At 48.8% G+C, this 19,978-nt stretch carries 16 protein-coding genes, 5 tRNA genes and 1 riboswitch; of the genes, 2 read left to right on the forward strand and 19 right to left on the reverse strand.

Annotated features, from left to right (window positions below):
- Positions 1–187: 187 nt before the first annotated feature.
- The 6 genes from N4599_RS04860 to N4599_RS04885 all read right to left on the reverse strand — a co-directional run bounded on the left by N4599_RS04860 (position 188) and on the right by N4599_RS04885 (position 6,930).
- The gene (locus N4599_RS04860; protein WP_191363976.1) at positions 188–943 is read right to left on the reverse strand and encodes a lipocalin/fatty acid-binding family protein; all 756 of its coding nucleotides are present in this window, start codon (positions 941–943) and stop codon (positions 188–190) included.
- Positions 944–958: 15 nt separating this feature from the next.
- On the reverse strand, positions 959–3,916 hold the full coding sequence (locus tag N4599_RS04865; RefSeq protein WP_260902354.1) for a KxYKxGKxW signal peptide domain-containing protein: 2,958 nt from the start codon (positions 3,914–3,916) through the stop codon (positions 959–961).
- Positions 3,917–4,058: 142 nt separating this feature from the next.
- Positions 4,059–4,811 (reverse strand): hypothetical protein, encoded by a 753-nt coding sequence (locus tag N4599_RS04870; protein WP_260902357.1) that lies wholly within the window; start codon positions 4,809–4,811, stop codon positions 4,059–4,061.
- 38 nt (positions 4,812–4,849) lie between these two features.
- Positions 4,850–5,257 (reverse strand): hypothetical protein, encoded by a 408-nt coding sequence (locus N4599_RS04875; RefSeq protein ID WP_260902360.1) that lies wholly within the window; start codon positions 5,255–5,257, stop codon positions 4,850–4,852.
- Positions 5,258–5,278: 21 nt separating this feature from the next.
- Positions 5,279–6,136, reverse strand: coding sequence for a hypothetical protein (locus N4599_RS04880; RefSeq protein ID WP_260902363.1), 858 nt, complete (start codon positions 6,134–6,136; stop codon positions 5,279–5,281).
- 50 nt (positions 6,137–6,186) lie between these two features.
- Positions 6,187–6,930: a hypothetical protein gene (locus N4599_RS04885; RefSeq protein ID WP_260902365.1), complete on the reverse strand. Its 744-nt coding sequence runs from the start codon at positions 6,928–6,930 to the stop codon at positions 6,187–6,189.
- A 250-nt stretch (positions 6,931–7,180) separates the two neighbouring features.
- Here N4599_RS04885 and N4599_RS04890 point away from each other — a divergent pair, with 250 nt between their 5' ends.
- Positions 7,181–7,921 carry a response regulator transcription factor gene (locus N4599_RS04890; RefSeq protein ID WP_191363970.1) on the forward strand — a complete coding sequence of 247 codons (741 nt, stop codon included), beginning with the start codon at positions 7,181–7,183 and terminating at the stop codon, positions 7,919–7,921.
- 13 nt (positions 7,922–7,934) lie between these two features.
- Here the strand turns inward: N4599_RS04890 and N4599_RS04895 are convergent, their stop codons facing one another.
- Positions 7,935–8,414 carry a hypothetical protein gene (locus tag N4599_RS04895; RefSeq protein ID WP_260902366.1) on the reverse strand — a complete coding sequence of 160 codons (480 nt, stop codon included), beginning with the start codon at positions 8,412–8,414 and terminating at the stop codon, positions 7,935–7,937.
- A 121-nt stretch (positions 8,415–8,535) separates the two neighbouring features.
- On the opposite strand from N4599_RS04895, the gene N4599_RS04900 reads away from it, so the two are divergent.
- Positions 8,536–9,909: a GHKL domain-containing protein gene (locus N4599_RS04900; protein WP_191363968.1), complete on the forward strand. Its 1,374-nt coding sequence runs from the start codon at positions 8,536–8,538 to the stop codon at positions 9,907–9,909.
- A 422-nt stretch (positions 9,910–10,331) separates the two neighbouring features.
- Here the strand turns inward: N4599_RS04900 and N4599_RS04905 are convergent, their stop codons facing one another.
- The 12 genes from N4599_RS04905 to N4599_RS04960 form a co-directional block, all read right to left on the reverse strand.
- Positions 10,332–11,087 carry a biotin--[acetyl-CoA-carboxylase] ligase gene (locus N4599_RS04905; RefSeq protein WP_260902367.1) on the reverse strand — a complete coding sequence of 252 codons (756 nt, stop codon included), beginning with the start codon at positions 11,085–11,087 and terminating at the stop codon, positions 10,332–10,334.
- Between the two features lie 9 nt (positions 11,088–11,096).
- Complete coding sequence (locus tag N4599_RS04910) at positions 11,097–14,528, reverse strand: pyruvate carboxylase (RefSeq protein WP_260902368.1); 3,432 nt, start codon at positions 14,526–14,528, stop codon at positions 11,097–11,099.
- 707 nt (positions 14,529–15,235) lie between these two features.
- A tRNA-Pro gene (locus N4599_RS04915) sits at positions 15,236–15,309 on the reverse strand.
- A 50-nt stretch (positions 15,310–15,359) separates the two neighbouring features.
- A tRNA-Arg gene (locus N4599_RS04920) sits at positions 15,360–15,433 on the reverse strand.
- 6 nt (positions 15,434–15,439) lie between these two features.
- Positions 15,440–15,511: transfer RNA gene (locus tag N4599_RS04925), tRNA-Gly, on the reverse strand.
- Positions 15,512–15,600: 89 nt separating this feature from the next.
- Positions 15,601–15,683 (reverse strand) — tRNA-Leu (locus tag N4599_RS04930).
- 3 nt (positions 15,684–15,686) lie between these two features.
- Positions 15,687–15,759: transfer RNA gene (locus N4599_RS04935), tRNA-Val, on the reverse strand.
- Positions 15,760–15,824: 65 nt separating this feature from the next.
- Positions 15,825–16,466, reverse strand: a complete 642-nt coding sequence (locus tag N4599_RS04940; RefSeq protein WP_191364167.1) for a deoxynucleoside kinase — start codon at positions 16,464–16,466, stop codon at positions 15,825–15,827.
- A gap of 102 nt (positions 16,467–16,568) precedes the next feature.
- Positions 16,569–18,041: an amino acid permease gene (locus N4599_RS04945; protein WP_062812859.1), complete on the reverse strand. Its 1,473-nt coding sequence runs from the start codon at positions 18,039–18,041 to the stop codon at positions 16,569–16,571.
- A gap of 100 nt (positions 18,042–18,141) precedes the next feature.
- Positions 18,142–18,314, reverse strand: a riboswitch (Lysine riboswitch).
- Between the two features lie 16 nt (positions 18,315–18,330).
- On the reverse strand, positions 18,331–18,780 hold the full coding sequence (locus tag N4599_RS04950; protein ID WP_260902369.1) for a GNAT family N-acetyltransferase: 450 nt from the start codon (positions 18,778–18,780) through the stop codon (positions 18,331–18,333).
- Between the two features lie 73 nt (positions 18,781–18,853).
- Positions 18,854–19,528, reverse strand: coding sequence for a phosphatase PAP2 family protein (locus N4599_RS04955; protein WP_260902370.1), 675 nt, complete (start codon positions 19,526–19,528; stop codon positions 18,854–18,856).
- A 128-nt stretch (positions 19,529–19,656) separates the two neighbouring features.
- Positions 19,657–19,857 carry a cold-shock protein gene (locus tag N4599_RS04960; protein WP_003714608.1) on the reverse strand — a complete coding sequence of 67 codons (201 nt, stop codon included), beginning with the start codon at positions 19,855–19,857 and terminating at the stop codon, positions 19,657–19,659.
- Between the last annotated feature and the right edge of the window lie 121 nt (positions 19,858–19,978).

Below are 19,978 nucleotides of genomic sequence, written 5' to 3' on the forward strand. Positions count from 1 at the left end.
CTGGAACCCTATTTGCGCTCCCTTTTGCTTTAAACGAGAATATGATCGATGAACCGGATTCCCAGAATGATTACCGCCCAGTGAATTTTACCGCCTGCTGAAACGCTTCTTGTAGGCCTAGCAGACTTGAAACCGAACGCTGAGCCCTTGCTTATCCGCCTGAGTACCGGTCGCTTTTCTCTAAATCCTAATGAACATTTTGCATCATACCATCAATTTGTGCGGCGTCGGTCTGTGATTGCAACGTGCCAATGCTAATCGTCTTTTGGTCGGCAGAGCCGCCGACACTGTACCTGACTGTGTCGCCCTTGACCTTGAAGGTAATACCACTAGCAGAATCATTGCCTTCGCTAAAAGTATAGCTGTCACCGTTTTGGGTGCAGGTAAAGGTTTCACGCCCCGGCATCCCCTGGTAGGTGTACTGGAAAAGCATTGCCCCCACCCGACGCGGGTCAGCAGAGGAATTGCTCTGGCTAGAACTGCTTTCGTTGCCGCTGTCGTGCTTCTTAGCCAGGAACTGGTCAAGGTTCAGCTGACGCGTGGTTTTGGTCAACGTGTCGGTCGCCCAGTTGCTATCACCGGTCAGGGTCAGTTGGTTGCCAGATAGCCGTGCCGTAATCGGGCTGGTGACGTCGCTATCAGCGAAGTTCAGCGTGTATTCGTTGTTGCCGGTCTTCTTCCATGTCAGCTGGTCATTAGTGTCGCTGTTGACTGGGTCGGCGTAAACGTAGCGGCCAGTGCCGTTGGAGTTCAGCTGGACCGCGGACCCTTTACTGCTGTTTTGGTAAGTACCGACAACTAAAGCGGCCGCTTGCTTTGTTGAGGTGGCAGAAGAGCTCTGCTTACCGCTAGCGTTGTTCTGACTATTATTGTCGCCACAGCCAGCTAAGGACAGCAAGGCGAGCACTGTTAGTGTAGTTCCTATAATTTTCGTTGCTTTCATTAATATCCCTTTCTTTTAGCCTACAACGTAACTATTTCCGTTAGCATCAAATGAGTAAATCTTACTGTACATATCATCATAGTTAGTATTATCAGACTGTGGATCGTGGGAAAAGCGGAAAATAATCTGGTAGCGAGCGTTGCGGTCAAATTCGGCATCCTGAATATTGAATTCAAAACCGCTGTACTTGCTATCCCAAATATTAGGATAGGCTGCTTCTATATCTGGCCGTTCATTCAAATCGGCCCACATTTCTTGAGGTGGAATACAGTTCAGTGTTGTCCGCGAATACTCCTGGCCATTTTTCAAAATAATTAATTCTGCAGCCCGCAAGTTAGCCCAGTCAGGCTGAGCACTGCGTTGAGCATACCAGTCCTTGTACTGACGGTTAGCAAAAGCGTTGCTGACCATCCATCCCTTTAGATACAAGTGCGGGTCCTCATTTGGCCCAGCGATATACCTGAACACCTCAAGATTCGATGCCTTTTGCACGTTTTGGTTCACGTCACTCGGCCGACTAGCAACCACCCGTGGGGCAAACCAGTAGTCGGTCCCATTACCGGCGGGGTCATTTGTCCACCGGCTGACTACCTGCAGTTGATCGCCACGAATATCCACACTAGGGGTAATTGTAACATTAAAGCCAGAATTATCAGCGTTGCTTACTCCCCGAAAGGCGTTCGCAACGTCTGGCCGGTAGCTGCCACTTTCAACTAGCTGACGGCCAACTTCATAGCCCCGGGTCTGGTCAAAGAGGATAATGTAATGATATTGCTTGCCAAAAGCCTGGTTGCTGGCGTGCCAACCACCCATCTGTACCTGGCGGCCAGTCCAGCTTATGCCATCCAAATTGGCGTAGTTGCCCTGGTCAGCCAGCAGCTGAACCGGCGCAAACCAGTAGTCCACGTAGTTGCTGTTAGCGTCACGACTAGCGCTCCACCGGCTGATTACTTGGACCGGATCAGTCGCCATCGCCGAATCAAAGGCAATTGTCGTGTTAAAACCAGACTGGTCCGCGTTCATCACTCCAGGAAAGGCTTTGGCAACATCTGGCCGGCTGCCGGAGTAGATTGTCTGCCGACCGAGTTCATGACCGTTCCGCGCGTCCAACACGATAATCGTGTGATAGTTCCGCCCCAACGCGGCATTCGTAGCGTGCCAGCCTGCCACTTGCAATCCCTGCTCTGTCAGGTGGTAACCGTCTAAATTGGCACGGTTAGCATTGTCACTTAACAGGCGCTGGGGAGCGAACCAGTAGTCGACACAATTTCCGTTTCCAGCCCAGTCATCGGTGTAGCGGCTGATGAACTGGATTTGGTCGTTGGCATAGCGGGGGTCGTTAAGGTCAAAACTAGCACTAAAGCCGGACTGGTCCGCGTTGATGACAGTTGGAAAGGCCCGGCCAACATCAGCCCGGCTAACGTTGTCAACCTGCTGACGGGTAATTTCTTGACCGCGGGTCGCATCCCAAACGATGACGTAGTGGTACTTCCGCCCCAAGGCAGCATTTGTGGCGTGCCAGCCGTTAACGACCACCTTGCCACCTGTCAGCTTAATCCCATCAACGTGGGCATTATTATCCATATTAATGTTAATCCGTTGCCCTAGCCAGAGGTCGGTGTGGTGACCTTCACCGCCATTAGCGTCATCAGAATAACGAGCAATGATCGTCAGCTGGTGGCCCAGTACTCCATTCGGCAGGCTAATCCGCTCATTAAAGCCAGATTGACTGCTGTTAGCCACGTTACGATACTGGGCTGCCACGTCAGGACGGGCGACTGGGTTAATCCGCTGCCGCTTAATTTCGGTCCCAGTCGTGTTATCAAACACAATCAGCCAACCGTTCTGCAAGTCGGCACTGGTCGAAGCAGCGTGCCAGCCGGCCACATGGAGAAGCGGGTTGCCATTGTCATCCTGCTCTAATTGGTAGCCATCGAGGTAGCCGGCATTCACGTTGGCTTGCGGATTATTATAGCCGTCGCCAACCCAGTAGTAAGATTCGGTGTAGGTAAACTCAGCATTGAGCCCTGCCGGTGCCATCATGTAAAGGTTCCGTGCCGATCCTGGCGCAGTCGAGCTGTTGCCACTCATCTGGTAGCCGCCAAGCGGGCCTGTGGTGTAGTTAATGTCATACCCGGAAAAGAGCTTCATACCATTTTGCGGCCGGATTACTTCCAACCATTGCGGCCGCCCCTGGGCATCTCGAATAATGTAGTAGAAGGCGTTCCCGTTTTTATATGGCGCCGCCGTATCATAGACACTAACGTCGCCATTAACCGCCCAGTATGGCTTAATCGTCAGTCCCCACACGCCGGGCTGCACCGCGCCACTATCGGTGTTAACCCGAATCGTATTGGTGACGGTATTCCCGTTGACGGTCGCTTCTTTAGTTAGATATGAAACATTGTGCGGATCAGATGTATGGGTCATTTGCGCGTCATTTTCATGGCGCATCGTGATCTGGTGGTCATTAATCGAGCCACTGACCCCTAGGTAATTCGCTTCGACGCTGTTCCGGAAGGTGCCAGCATAGCCAATCGTGCTGCTGTTGGTCGAGTCAAACTCAGCCCCGTTCGTTCCATAATTAACGCCATCGCTGAAGTAATAATCGACATTAACGCTTTCATCGTTTCTCAGCGAATGACCATTAGTCGTCACGTTATAAGAAAAGCCAGGCGTTGTTTGGTTGAGCCCCGTGTCTTCTCCCGTTGTCTGCACATTAACGTTAGCATCCAGGACAGCCGAGTCGATGTTCGCGGGGTCATTAGACGTCACACCCGGATACTGGGACGTGTCAATACCGCTCCAGGTAACCGTGGGCCGTGAATTGTAGCCAAATTGGCTGAATTGGGCCGCGGATGAGTTCCAATTGGTATCAGCGCTGGCAGTGGTTGCCCCGCCCACTAATAACAGTGTACCGGCGGCTAAGCCGATAACCCAGTTTTTCTTTGCTTTGTATAACTTTTTCCGCATTGTATAATCTCCCCCAGAATTAAATTTTATACAACCGTGATTATAAGTGCTTTCTAAACGGATGTGGGCACATTTCAGGAATCGGGATATTCTTTCAGGCTGCGCTAAAAAAGCCCGCCCCGAAATGGAGCGAGCTTAGATATTAACGCCAACTATCTGGATCATGAGTTGGTTGAATGTAGTCTGGGTCATCCGGCGGCAGGTTGATTCGCCGTTTGAATTCCGGATCAATGTTCGGGTCGGCATTCATTGCCGCCCGGGCCTTATCCTGCGGTCCCATTGAGCTAGCTGTTGCCGCATTGTTATTAGAAGCAGTATTTTCCTGCTGATTGTTGACGTTAGTTCCGTCAGTTCGGAGGTCGTTGAGGCTGGCATTCTCCGCTAATTGGCAGAGTGCATCGCCCGCATTATTGTCGTTGGCTACCTTGACCATCTCAGCAGTCGTTGCACTCTTTTTCCGAAAGCCGCCATGACCATCCGAGATGTAAGTTTGGTCTCCTACTAATGTGTAATACGTAGAGCCAGCACTAGCTAGTTTGGCCTCATAAACCACCTCTGCGCCAGCTGGCAATTTACCACTGACCCCAGCCTTTTTCGCGTCACCAGGGCTATACAAGTCGATAGTCAGCTGTTGACCGCTCTTGTTCATTTGCTGAACATAGCGCTGGTGGTTCTTTAATCCCGCATAAAACATCACCACGGCCGCATTTTGCTTGGGCGTTAGGTTGGCCGGATCGAGTTTAGCCGAAGAAGAAGCAAGCTGATAACTAGGCTGGCTGCTCGTTGAAGAACTAGCCGTACTCTTACTGCTATCATGTTGGTTGCCACACGCTGTTAGTCCAATCCCTAATGCCACTACTATGAATAATGCTGATACTACTTTCCATTTTTTCATGATTTCAAACTTTCCTCCCAAAATCTCACAATTAGATATTATTCGGCCTGCTTTTCAATCCGGCCATCCTGATAAACGTAGTAGACATCCCCGTTGTCGTTGCGAACTGAATTATACGGAACGTAACTGCCATCGGTTGGTGCACCATGGGCCCCGCCATAGGTTCCGCCATCAATCGTCCAGCCCTGGTCACCCATTTTCTGGGTAATGTAGTCGACTGAGCTCTGCCCGCCGGTGAGGTGAACCGCCGCCGATGACGAAGAAGCAGCCGCCGAGCTGCTCGACTGGCTGACCGAGCTAGAACCGCTCTTTTGTGACGACGAGCGGACCGTCTTACTGGTGGCCGAAAAACTGTCTGCACCCTTACTGCTATGATGTTGGTTGCCACACGCGGCTAACGTCAGTCCGGCTAAACAAGTGGTGGCGATTAGTGCTAATTTTTTCATAATGTACTCCTTAAATAAAATTTATTCAGTTACATCTGCTGAGGTTGGTCCATAACTGCTTTGGTCGTCAAAGGCAGTAAAATTACCACCATCTAGCGTTCCATATACCGCTTCAATATGGTATTTATGGTCACCCTTCTTGGTGATTGTGAACTTATCCTGCCCCTTTGCTCCAGGATAGGTTACCATGACGTACCCGCCATCGCTGGTTGCGTGACTGCCTTCATGGAAATCCTTGGCACTATCATAATTAAAGTCGCTGAAGCCGCCCTTTTGAATCAGCGCGGCCGCCTGATCAAAAGTCATCTCTGAAGAATTGCTAGAATCAGCACCAGCACTATTGGAATTCGTAGAATCATTGTCCGGCTTTGTGTAGCCATTTTCTTGAATTTTCTTTTGATCAGACATTGCTGCCCGTTCAAACATACTTTGGAAGTCCGAAGCTGTCATTGTGGTTTCCCGAGTCCATGAATCAGCGTCCCACTCATACTCACCGTGATGATTATCCAAAGTTCGGAAGTGGTTTTTATCCTCTTTTATAGCCGTGACGGTATAGTAATTCTTATCATAGACATCGTGAAGCTTTAGCTGAAACTTCTGACCACTTAGGTGGCGGCAAGTTCCACGCATCACGCTACCATATTCACCATGGTTAGCGTCCCCCGTTTCCGGTTCCACTTCTTGAACCTTGCCGTCCTTAGTTAGTCGCAAATAATCGGTCTGCACATTGCCATCATTATCCTTGTCCCGATATTTAGCGTCAATTTGGTAAATCCCAGTTAACTTTGGTACTGTTTTTTTCGTTGTCTGTTTTCCACAGCCCGTGATGATTAGCAATAATCCAAGTACGGCAAGTGCTAATGCTATTGTTCTTTTCATACTATCTCCTTATTTTCTATCCCTAATCTCCGTTTACCAATAAATTTTGCTTAGTTTCGGCGAAGCAACCACCAAATTCCTATTCCCCCAAGGATTAGTAACAGAAAGTTATCTGATATCCAAGAAATAGTCCCGTTTATTATGGCAAAGCCTACATTAGCATCAACCAGCTGCTTTTCCCGATCATACGCTTGCTGTTTTTGGTTAACAATTTGTTGCTTCTTAGCTACTAACCGCTCATTTTCAGCAATAATTTGCGGTTGGGCATTTATCAGCTTTTGGGTTTCTTGTTTTTGCTTGTAGATGCTCTGCACCCGTTCTCGTAATTCAGATGACGTATCATTGCCAATATAGTTTTGCAGATTATTAAGCGCATCAGCATATAACTTTCCATGCTCATCAGTAGCCTGTTGGTCCACTGCTTCTGACTTATCCAGACCAGCCGAAAGTGCATTAACCTCTTTATTATTTTCTACTGCTACCTCGTGCATCTGCTGCTTGATTGCATCAGCCTTAGGCTTATTTAGATTACCACTAATAATTTTAATCGCTGGCTCAACTGATGGGGATTGTTCCTTACCACTTAGTGTATTAGCTGAATTGGTCCCTTGCGCGGCTTCAGCACTCTCACTGCCCTGTACGGCCACATTATTCTGCGCGCTCACAGTCTGTTGTTGACCCGCGGCTGTTTGATCAGCGTGCCCAACCTGACCGTTTAATAAAAAGCTGGCTCCCAAGGCAGCAGTGAATAAGGCTGTCTGCCGCCACGTTAGTTTGGTTTTACTGTTATCCATTTACTATTTTCTCCCCCAAAGTATCATTTACACATCTCCGATTATAAAAAAATCCCCTTAATAATTGAGGAAGTTTCACGAATATGCTCTTTTTTTCATTCATCGTAATGGCGATTAGTAATAAAGTGCGGATTATTTCAGTAAAACGCCATAAGTTTAATTTGGCCTTGCCAGATCTCTAGTTTTTACCTGCCACTTTTCTTATCATTAGTGTATAAATGTTACTTTATTTCTGGGAGAAAAATGATCCATGAATATTTATATTCTCGAAGACCAGTGGGCTCAGCAAGCCCACCTCGAAAAGACACTGCACGAGATTGAAGAAGAACAACAGCTGGCCCCCTTACACATCAATCTCTTTTCCAACGTTACTGATTTCTTAAAGGGCCTCCCCTCACCGAGTGTGGAAAACCTCTTTTTACTGGATGTCGAAATTAACGACGACTTGCAGGCCGGCCTTAAAATCAGCCAGCGCATCCGCCAAACTGACTTGTTCTCCTCAATTATCTTCATCACGGTACATAATGAGCTCTTGCCGACTACCTACCATTACGAATCAGAAGCCCTGGATTTTATTGCCAAAGATCAGGACAACGTTAAACAAAAACTCACTAAAGACCTGCTTCACGTTGCCAGTAAATCCAAGCATTTTCCCGCACCGACACTCTTGCTTAAGGTTACCAACGGTTTTCTTCGTGTCAGCTTGGACGATATCGTGTATTTTGAACCCAGTCCAACTAATACCCACCAGTCATTAATGCACACCGTTAATAACCAAATCACAACCATCAACGCTAATCTCAACCAGTTGTTAGACCGTTCACCGCTCTTCTTTCGGACGCACAAGCACTGCCTGGTTAACTTGAATAAGGTCAGCAAGATTGATACCCACAATCATCTGGTAACACTTAGTGGTGCGCAAGCTCCCCAGCCCTTGTCACGGCTAAAAAATAAAGCCCTGCTCAGTAAACTGGCAGAACTCAATAACTAACGCTACTTTCTCATCAATTCCCACTATCTAATTTAGTCATCCGAAAGGTTTTAATTTCAGGATGATCACTAACCCGACAATGACCATAATCATTGAACTTCCCCCGCCGGCTACTATAATAAAAAGTTAACCGGGGATGGCTATCAACCACAAACATCATTTTATCACGGCTGTCGACATAGGCGGCCTTTTCTTTTTTACCTTTGAGGTGATTAGAAACGTAGAGTGTCCCGCGCGCGTAACCATAGTGGCGCCGTGAAATCCCGCCACGCAAGTATTTAACCATCACAACCTGGTGGTGACGGTTATAAAAATCTACCCGAAACGGAGTTACCGTCATTGAAGAGGTCCGTAATACCGGTTGGTTTTGCTTAATAACTAATGCCAGCAAAATAATAGCGAAAAAGCAAATTACTCCGCCTAGTGCCCATCGCTGGTATCGTTTAAGCTGGCGTTTCATTACTAACCGGCCAGGCTGATTACTAATTGGCAAAGGCTGGCCACAATTGATACAATTACTAGCAGTTCGGGGATTCAGTTTCCCACAATGCGGACACGTAATACTCATTTTTTTATTCATAATCATCAATCCTTATGTTTGGAGTGTATTTTTCATGACGTTTGTTAATGTTAACAACCCATTTGTCCAAGCAGCCTCACCGACCTACCTGTTCCTATTCTTGATTAAGGTATGCCTATTCTACCCGCTACTATTTTGGGGATGTTACCGCCATGTCGCCCGGCAAAGGATCCCCGTCAGCTTTTACGTTGTATTAGGAGCCATTTTTATTTTTTGGCAACCAAACTTATTTCTCAACGACCTGGTTACCATTTGCCTAGCCATAATGGCAGTTTTCTACCTAGCCAACCCATTTGGCGACCGCCTGACGACCATTGTCAGCCAATTTGGCTATAGTATATTAGTTTACTACTTTGCCTCAACAGTATGTATGCTACTGTCGCGAATTATCCTCGTCAAGTATCCCCAATTTGGTTCTTTACTGTACTTATTTTTAGTACCAATTATTTACGGATTAGCCTTACTGGTAATTCGAATTGTCCGCCCCATCAGCAACCGCTACCTAGCCCGGGTTAACAACCGGCACCCCATCGCAGAATGGTGTCTTAGTCTTCTTTTTATTCCACTAAGTCTCTTTTTCTTTTTTGTCCAATATAATCAACCAGCATTTAACCAGCTCCTAGGCGTTAATAGCCTAACTGGGAACTCCGCAGCCCTGCTCATCGCACTTAGCTACTTTGTCCTAGCTATTTTGATAATGAACCATATCGGCAAGGACCTTTACCAGCGTGACCTCGCCACTTTTGCTACCCAACAATTGAATAGTTTTGCTAATTACACGAGTGAACTAGAAGTGATGTATGATGACTTACGTCGCTTCCGTCACGACTATAAGAACATTTTAATTAGCCTAAATAGCGCTCTCGATGATAACAATATTGAGGATGCAAAGCAGTCGCTTCACCAGCTGACTCAATCTTCTAATCGAATTATTGACCTACCGACCGGTGTCTTGGGCGCTCTCCAAAATATCACCAATTCAGGAATTAAATCAATCGTCTACCAAAAGATCAGCGTCGCTATTAAAGCTCACTTGCATCCTCGTTTAGAGGTTGTGCGACCGATTGACCTGACAAAAACGCTTCAATCCCTGGATGCCATCCGGATCATCGCTATTCTACTAGACAATGCCATCGCTGCTGCTAAAAACTCCACACAAAAGGAAATCAGCTTGAGTTTGTTTGAAAACGACAATGCGCAATTCATCATCGTTGGCAATTCGACTAAGGAATCACGAGTGGACCTTGAATTACTAGCTAAGATTGAACACTCAGTCAGTATTAATAGCAGCCACCACCTGGGCCTGCGTAACCTAAAGATTATCCTTGGCCACTATCCTAATGCTGTTAACGACCGGAGCAGCGACCACCACTGGTTAGAACAAAAGATCGTCTTACCCAAAAATTGATTAGTAAAAGGGCAACCCACCCTGCCAGCGTTCCGGTTAAATCCTCGGCACAGGGCTAAAAGGCACGCTCCTTTCCTGGCTTGCAGATAAGAAAAGCACTCCAATTGGTTCTACAATTTTAAGTACTGATGGACTTAACATCAGTGCTTATTTTGATTTAAATTTAATCTAATTAAATTATCTTTCATCTTAGCGTTCCAACTAATCAATGTCAATTTTGTGGCAATTATGGCCAGTGTTAAGGGTGATCCTCACTTAATAATGTTAAGGAAAAACAACTAACAACATTATAAAAATTAGGAATCCGGCACTTCCACATTTCATCCAAAGTTAAAATAATTTAATCAGTGCTTTTAAACAGAAACCCCGGTCCTAAACAAAATCAACCAGTTTTGCTTAGGACCGGGATTCAAAATACCGGCTCATTCCCGTACCCGGACAGTCCCCGCCGAGAAAACCCGGTGCCCACACGCTGTTCGAATGCAGAGAAAGCCTTCGTCCGTAATTTGTTCAAATTGACCGCTAATCCGCTCTGCTCCCGTATCAACAACCAGCCGTTTCCCACTTAGATATTGGTGGTTCCGGTAGACGGTTAAAACGGCTGGCCACGGTTGCGCTAAGAGGTCGAGGAAACGGGCCGCCACCTCATCAATCACCGCCAGGCGCTCTCGTTGGCTTACTGGCTGATTGCTTAACGCGGTAACCTGTTTTGCAATCTCGGCTGGCCACTGGTCAGCGGGCTGGAAAAGGTTGATCCCCCAACCGATTGCCACGCCAGCCGGCCGATTGTTATTATCGAACACCATTTCGGCTAGAATTCCCACCGCCTTACGGTTGCCAACATACAAGTCGTTGACCCACTTGATAGTAATGGGCTGGTGAAAATGTTCATGCAGGACTGTTGCGGCGGCGACCGCGGCTGTAACAGTTAACCGGGCCGCCGGCTGCTTCCCGCTGGCAAACGGTAAGCCCAGGGTAAAATAGGCCCCGCTACCAGCCGGCGAGAAGAAGGTTCGGCCGGGCTTCCCCCGACCAGCTCGCTGCGAAGCGGCAGTAATCAGGAAAAGTTGTGAAGCGCCGGTTGCCAGCCGCTGCTTGGTAAGGTCGTTGGTTGAAGTGACCTGGTCAAAGCTTTGGACCGTGACCCCGGCAGCGGATAAACGCGGAAAGTCATTCATCACCCTCACCTACTTTTCCAGCGTCAGCAACAGGTCCTGACTCTTCAGGGCATCGCCAACCTTGACGTTAACCTGCTTGACCGTTCCGCTAAACGGCGCCTTGACCGCTGATTCCATCTTCATGGCTTCGGTAGTGAGGAGCACTTCGCTAACCTTGACCTGGTCGCCGGCCTTGACGTTGACCTTCACAACATTCCCGTTCAGCGGCATCCCGACCTGCCCAGGATCATCCGGATCGGCCTTCGGAACGCTCGCGGTCTGCGTTTTCACACTGCGGTCCTTGACCTTCATCTGAAAGGCCCGGCCATCCAGCTCGTAAAAAAGTGTCCGCTGGCCATCCTGATCCGTTGGTGAAACGAAGTCCAGCTTCAAGATCATCTCCTTACCGGTGCCGATCTTGATCCGCAAAGTTTCACCCGGCCGCATTCCTTGGTAATAGGTTGTTGTATCGAGGTCCATCACTGCCCCGTATTTCTGGTGGTTGTTGAAGTAGTCAACGAAGACCTTTGGATACATGATGTAGCCGAGCAGGTCGTCCTCCGTTGGCTGGCGGTGAATTTTCTTGGTAAGCTCGGCCTTCACTGCTACAAAGTCAACCGGTTTAGCCAGGCTACCCGGCCGAACTGTGATCGCCGGGTGATCCTTCAAGACAATCTTTTGCAGCTTCTTCGGGAAACCGCCATATGGCTGTCCCAGGTCACCCGCAAAAAAGTTTACGACCGAATCGGGGAAGTCGACGTGCTGGCCCTTGGTAAAGATGTTGTCCTTATCAAGGTGGTTCTGAATCATGAAGATTGCCATGTCGCCAACCACTTTCGAGCTGGGCGTCACCTTGATAATATCGCCAAGCAGCTGGTTAACTTCCCGGTACTTCTTTTCAACTAAGCTGAAATCATTGATTCCCAACGATTTAGCCTGTTGCTTCAGGTTAGAGTACTGACCACCAGGCATTTCAGTCTGGTAAAGGTCCGGCTGCGGGGCGTTGACCCCGTTGCTAAAGTCATGGTAGAGGGGCCGAACGTGGGCCCAGTAGTTGTTAAGCACGCTGACGTTATGCATGTTCAAGGCCGGCTGGCGGTCATCGCCTTCCAAAGCGTAGTAGAAGGTACCGAGGCTTGGCTGACTAGTAGTACCGGCCATTGTCGCCATAGCAACGTCGACGATATCGACACCGGCCTTAGCAGCGGCGACATAGGTTGCCACCCCGTTCCCCGTCGTATCGTGGGTATGCAGGTGAACCGGAACATCAAACTTGGCCTTCAGGCTGCTGACCAGCTCATAGGCCGCTTGGGGTTTAAGCAAGCCCGCCATGTCCTTAATGCCAATGATTTGTGCACCAGCGTCGACCAGGCCCTGGGCCATCTTCATGTAGTAATCAAGGGTGTATTTATGCTCATTGGCACTCAGAAAGTCACCAGTAAAGCACATTGCCCCTTCGGCAATCTTACCGGTTTCCCGAACATATTCAATGCTGCGCTGCATCTGTTCAAGCCAGTTAAGAGAGTCAAAGATTCGGAAGACATCGACCCCGGTCTTAGCACTATGGTCGATAAAGCGTTTCAAAACGTTGTCGGGATAGTTCCGGTAGCCAACCGAGTTGGACGCCCGCAGCAGCATCTGCTGGAGGGTGTGGGGCATATACTTCTTCAACAGCCGCAGCCGGGTCCACGGGTCTTCTCCCAGGAACCGGTAGCAGACGTCGAAGGTCGCTCCACCCCAGCTCTCAACTGAGAAGAGGTTCGGCATAGCGCGGTCATAAACCTTCATCGCTGGTAGCATATCATGCGTCCGCAGCCGAGTAGCAAACAGACTCTGGTGGGCATCCCGCATCGTCGTGTCCGTCAACATGACCCGCGGCTGTTTTTTGACAAAGGCCATCGCCGCCGCAGCCCCCTGTTCATCGAGGATGTCCTTGACCGTCTTGCCAGTCGGCGACTTCACTTCAATCTGGTCAGGCCGGGGTGCTTGCATTGCCGGCGTGGTCAATTCAGCTTGCCTGCTGACTCCTGCAAAGCCGTTAACGGTAACGTTACTGATGTAGTCGACCAGCTGCTTGGGCGTGTCTGGGTGATTGGCAAAGTCAAACAGGGCCGGTGTCTCATCGATGAAGGTCGTTGAGCAGTCGCCCTTGATAAAGGTCGGGTGCTCCAGGACATTCTCCATAAAGGGAATGTTAGTCTTGACGCCCCGGATATGAAACTCATCCAGGGCCCGCAGCATCTTGATCCGTGCTTCGTTAAAGTCCTCCCCTTTCGTACAGCACTTGACAAGCAGGGAGTCAAAGTAAGGGGTGACCTGGTAACCAGGATAGACGTTGCCATCGAGCCGAACCCCGGTACCACCAGGCGCGTTATAGGTCATTACCCGCCCGGTATCCGGCATGAAGTGATTCTGAGGGTCTTCCGTCGTAATCCGGCACTGAATGGCGGCACCGTGAAACTTCAGGTCCGCCTGCTTCGGTAGGTGGATATCCGCATGCAAATCCTCACCGGCCGCAACCCGAATCTGGGTCTTAACAATGTCAATTCCCGTAATCAACTCGGTGACCGTGTGTTCAACCTGAACCCGGGGATTGACCTCAATGAAGTAGAACTGGTCCGGGGTTTCCAAAAATTCAATCGTGGCAGCGTTTTGGTAGTGGACGCTCTTCATCAATTTAACCGCCATGTTGCAGACTTCCGCCCGCCGTTCCGGGCTCAGGACCACACTGGGGGCAAATTCAATTACCTTTTGATGACGGCGTTGAACGGAGCAGTCCCGTTCAAAGAGGTGCATGACGTGCCCGTGTTCATCGGCGATCACCTGCACCTCGATGTGTTTGGGCTCCTGGACATCCTTTTCGACGTACATCTCACTGGAGCCAAACGACTTGAGGGCTTCGTCACGGGCCTGGTCAAATTCATCAGTCAGCTCCTGGTCATCATTGATAATTCGCATTCCACGGCCGCCACCACCATTAGCAGCCTTAACCATAATCGGGTAGCCATACTGGTGGGCAAAGGTCCGCACCTGCTCGACATCCTTGATGTCACCGGAAAGGCCCGGAATGGGCTTAAGACCCGCTTCAACCGCAACCTTCTTTGCCTCCAGCTTGTTGCCAAACATCCGCAGGTGTTCCGGCTTCGGGCCGATAAATTTCAGACCGTTATCGGCACAGGCTTGGGCCAGGTCGGCGTTTTCTGCTAGGAAGCCATATCCGGGGTGAACAGCTTCCGCACCGGATTCCTTGGCCACTCGAATGATTTCATCAATGTCTAGGTAGGCATCAATTGGCTTTTCGCCTTGGCCAATCAAGTATGCCTCATCCGCAGCAAAGCGGTGGGCAGAGTACTCATCTTCCTTAGGGTAGACAGCCACGGTCTTGACGCCCAGCTCATGACAGGCCCAGGTAATCCGGGTGGCAATCTCGCCACGATTAGCTACTAAAATTTTCTTAAACATCTAAAGCAACCTCCCAACCAAAAATGCTGCCATCAATTTTTCTCTGTACTTAATACTCCCTCAAATTCGGAGTGAAGCCTGCAGAATTGATACTCAGAATCCAAATATTACCATTATCACTGTCTGTCATGGCCATCACCTCCTTAAATACGCTTTGCCTAATCCGTGGTTGGACTGGACAGGCGGCCTTTTATTAATTGTTCATTAAAATTTGATTAAACTATACTCACAACATCGCAATTTGTCAACCATTGGCAGGATTAAAAGCGGGCTGGTACGGCAAGCTCACTGAATGGCGTCCGCATGGATCGGTCAACAGCTGCTGGAATAACCGGAGTAAATGACCAGGCCAGGCTCAAACTGACGGGACAAGGAGAAAAAAGCTCCCCAAACCTGCTATACAGCTGATTTGGGAAGCTTGTCTTTTGCCGCGAAGCAAGCCTATTGGGGGTTGGTCAAACGCTGCTAAATCAGCGCTTGAACTGCCAGCCAGCTACTGCGCTATTGCATTTTTAAATAATAGTAAAGAAACTGAGTTAATTCCCAGCCTCTGCCAGCTACTGCGCTGAGACATCATTATTTTAAAATAGCAAAGAGAGTGAATTACTTCTCAGCCCTTTGTTAATTCTCATTTTAGCCAAGACACTGTTCAGCCGAAATAAAAAAGCCCATTGCAGTAAAGACTACTACAATGAGCTGATAACTAGTCGGGAATACAAGATTTGAACTTGCGACCTCTGCGTCCCGAACGCAGCGCTCTACCAAACTGAGCTAATTCCCGAAAAAAGAAGCGCCACACCTACTGAATAGTAACTGTCACGCTTAAGGCGATGCACCCAGAAGGAGTCGAACCTTCAACCTTCTGATTCGTAGTCAGACACTCTATCCAATTGCGCTATGGGTGCAAGAAAAGCGGAAGACGGGATTCGAACCCGCGACCCCCACCATGGCAAGGTGATGTTCTACCACTGAACTACTTCCGCATATCTTTAGCTATTTAATTGCTATCAACAATTATTAATATTACCTGATTCAGTATCAAATGTCAACACTTTTTTTCAAATAATATTAATGCGGATGAAGGGACTTGAACCCTTACATCATAAAGATACAAGATCCTAAATCTTGCGCGTCTGCCAATTCCGCCACATCCGCATATGGAGGATACAGGGCTCGAACCTGTGACCCTCTGCTTGTAAGGCAGATGCTCTCCCAACTGAGCTAATCCTCCGAATGAACTAACTTAAATAAGCCAGCTCAAATAATATATCATCTAACCATGAAAATGTCAAATCCCTATTTCAAATTTAACTCTGCCAACTTCCGGTCAACCATCTTCAGCACCTCTTGGGCGGCCGTCGGGTCTTCCACAAAGTCGTACTTATCCCCGTCAATCAGCATCTTCGGGCTTTCATCATACTGCGCATACCAGTCCCGGTAACGGTTATTAAGGTTCTGGTAGTAGCTGTACAGTGACGAGTCGTTGGCAATCTGCTCGTAGGACCGGCCCCGCTTTTCAATCCGCTTGAGCATCGTTTCGAAGGACACCCGGATGGTGATCAAGAGATCTGGTGCCTTTTGGTGGGGCTGCTCCGGCAACTCTTCCATCATGTTTGCCAACAGTGAGCTGTAAATATCCGACTCTGTTTGCGTGGCCCGTCCCATATCCGCGTTGAGTTTGAACAAAAGGGCGTCTTCAAAGATGGACCGGTCGAGAACATTCAAGTCGTTATCATAGGAGTCCTTGATTTCATCAATCCGCTTATTCAAAAAGTAGATTTGCAGCAAGAAACCATACTTCTTTGGATTTTTGTAAAACAATGGGAGGATTTTATTGTCGTCAACTGACTCGTAAAAGGCCTTACTGTTAAGGTGGTCAGCTAGTAACTGTGTCAGGCTGGTCTTCCCAGCACCAATTGTTCCCGCTATAGCAATCATAATTTATACCCTTTCCTTTTCGAACTAAAAAGTCACGGTTACTATTCTAACATTTAAACGATAAATGGCCACTCACAAAAGTGACCATTCTAATAAATTCATTTAGCCGTCGTACTTTTCACCCTTGGTACTCTTGCTCAAATCCACCTGTTTGAGCGGAATCATGTGTGTCCGGTACCGAATCTTGTAATAGAAGAACAATACTAAGAAGAGCGGCACACTCATGTAAGTGATCAGAATATTCGACCAGTCCATCTTGGCAAACGCCTCCACGTTCTGTCCACAGATAACTATAATACAAAGGACAAAGGCAAAGATAGGCCCAAACGGGAACAGGGTCGCGTGGTACTTCAGTTCGTTCACGGAGTGGCCCTGAGCAACGAACGCCTTCCGGAAGCGGAAGTGGGAAACGGCAATTCCCAGCCAGGCAATGAAGCCGCATAGCCCGGAAGCGTCAGTCAGGTACATGTAAGCCTGAGGAACCACAAACTGGGTTGCGAACGCCAAAGTTGAGATAATCATCGTAAAAATCAATGCGTAAATTGGGATCCCCCGCCGGTTAACATAGCAGAGAAAGCGCCATGCATAACCCTCCCGCGCCTGGGAGTACAGCATCCGGGTAGAAGCGTATAGACCGGAGTTGGCCGCGGAAATCACCGCCGTCAAAATAACGGCATTCATGATACTGGCGGCCACCGCCAAGCCAGCCCGCTTAAAGATAATCGTAAACGGACTCATCGTAATGTTTTGCACATCCGCGTTCATCAAGTTTTTGTTGGTGTACGGCAGGATGCAGGCAATTACAAAGATTGCAAAAATATAGAACAGCAAAATCCGCCAGAAAGTAGAATGAATTGCCTTTGAAATTGACTTTTCCGGGGTAGCGGCTTCCCCAGCGGTGATTCCAACCAGTTCTGTTCCCTGGAAGGAGAAACCGGCAACCAGGAAGACACTAATGACGGCGGGCGCACCACCGACAAACGGCGCTTGCTTGTAGTGGAAGTTACTAAAGCCCACCGGCTTGCCGCCCATGATTCCGAGGATGATTGCCACCCCGACGACCAGGAAGACGATGACGGTAACTACCTTTACGAGGGCCAGCCAGTACTCCGTTTCACCATAGGAGCGAACAGAGAGGTAGTTGATTAGGAAAATCAGGACTAGGACCACCGTGCTGAAAACCCAGCTCGGTACATGGGGCAGCCAAAAGTTCATCACGATGCCGGCACTGGTGACGTCGACCGGGATCGTAATCGCCCAGTTGAACCAATAGTTCCAACCCATCGCAAATCCTAGGGCCGGGTCAACGAACTTCGTCGAGTAGGCCGAAAACGAACCGGTCAGTGGCATGTAGGTCGCCATTTCCCCCAAACTAGTCATCAGGAAGAAGACCATGATCCCCATGATAACGTAAGCGGTCAGGGCTCCTCCAGGTCCGGCGGTGGAAATCGCGGACCCTGACGTGATAAAGAGCCCGGTCCCGATGGTTCCCCCGAGGGCAATCATCGTCAGGTGCCGGGTTTCAAGAGTCCGTTTGATATGCCCTTCCTGTTGCCCTTGTGTACTTTCTGCCATATAACAATCCTCCAAATATTTTTTTGAAGAGGAAAATAAAAAGTCTCCCAACGGTGACCCCGTCAGAAGACTCCATTAACTTCTTAAATTAACGAATCAATCTTTAGGAAGCGCTCCGCAGTTGTGCGACAGTCCATGACCTCTTAGATCATGGCCCAACGGCTGGCAGGAATAAGACTACCGCCGTTTCGGCACCTTCCCCTTTCACAACTGGTCCAGCGCTTATTCGCCTCACAGCCGTTACTGATGAAAAGTGCAACCTCTTCATTTCATCAATATTATACACTCTTCACTCGTGACTGCAAGGAACTTTTTTCCACAGGACCTGGTCAGCCTCCTGCTTTACTAGCTGAAAGCCAGCCCGGCGCAGGACCCGCTGCGAAGCTAAATTATCCTTATCTGTCAAGGCAACGGTCAATTGCGTTGACTGAGCAGTTAGCCCCCTGACGGCCTCTGTCATAATCCCCCGACCACGGCAGGCTGGCGCGAGGAAGTAGCCAAGTTCAACCGCCCCCTCCCCGGCCAACTCACTCAGCTGGGTAAAGAGCAGGCCGGCTATTTTCCCTGGACAGCGTTGCTCGTAGATGGCGTAAAAATGCCCAGTCTGCAGGAGGAAGTCAACTTCAAAGCTGCTCGGCTGGGGGCCAGAAAAAAGAAGGTGCGCCCCCTGTTGAATCGTTGGATTGGCTAATAACTTTGCTAGTTGGCCGTCACCATCGTGGTTAATCCTTTTAATCATTAAACGTTCTGTTGTAATCATAATTATTTCCCGGGAAATTAAAAAGGCCAGGTAATTTCCCAGCCTCTCATTACTAGATATTCGAACTTGATAAAAACGATACCCGTTTCAATCGTGGTGCCCAGGCCACGTACAGCCATTCGGCTACTTGGAGCCAGGCATAGGCCAACAGCATCGCGCTGATGGTATCAAATGGCCAGTGAGCGTACAGGTAAACCCGAGAAATTGCCACGAAGAAAATGATAAATACAATCAGGATTTGGCAAATTGTCCGCACTGACCGCCGTTGAACCAGCGGCAGGACTACCAGTAAAATAATTGCCGCTACCAGGAAGATTCCCAGAGTGTGTCCACTTGGAAAACTGTAACCATCGTCAGCCGCAAGGTGTTGCGCTGGCCGGGCCCGTTTCACAATGTGCTTAACGATCGTTCCCAGGACGTCACCACCGATGATGGTCCCAATCACCCACAGGGCCGGAATCTGGCAACGATGAAGCCACAAGAAGACGGCGATAATCAGAACCCACAGCAGGTCGAGCTTCGGGCTAGCCAAGAATGACAGCACGGTCATCAACGCGTGGAACCATCCCATCGTCTCTAAACGTTGGCTGGTAAACAGCGACTGTAAGACGGCATCCATCATTGTGACGACCGACGAATTATACTTGATCAGCAGCAACAGTGCCAAGAAAAAGCCACCGCTAAGCAAGAAGCGCCGCCACCGATGACTATCACGTTCAATAAACATATTCATACTCCTATTTTAAAATAATCTAACAACGGTTTGAGTATACCACAAGGCCCCGTCTGTTTGCAGGCCCCCAAATAGAATAAGGCCCGGGGCAGCAACTAGCAATCCCCAGGCCTTATTATTTACTAATCTTTAACAACGTTGACCGCTTGCAAGCCCCGGTCGCCTTCTTCAACGTCGAAGCTAACCTTTTGACCCTCGTCCAGACTCTTGAAGCCTTCCCCTTGAATCGCGGAGAAGTGAACGAAAACATCGTCGCCACTTTCCCTGGAAATAAAGCCGTAGCCCTTATCGTTGTTAAACCATTTAACAGTTCCTTGTTCCATTATTAGAACTCTCCTCTGCGTTTACACGCCTAAATTTGTAATTAATTTAGTGAAAATTGGATCCGGTTCTCATAATGAAACAAACCAACCGCACTTCAAAAACTACAATGGTCAGTATACC

It is taken from the genome of Limosilactobacillus oris, assembly GCF_025311495.1.
GTDB lineage: Bacteria > Bacillota > Bacilli > Lactobacillales > Lactobacillaceae > Limosilactobacillus > Limosilactobacillus oris_A.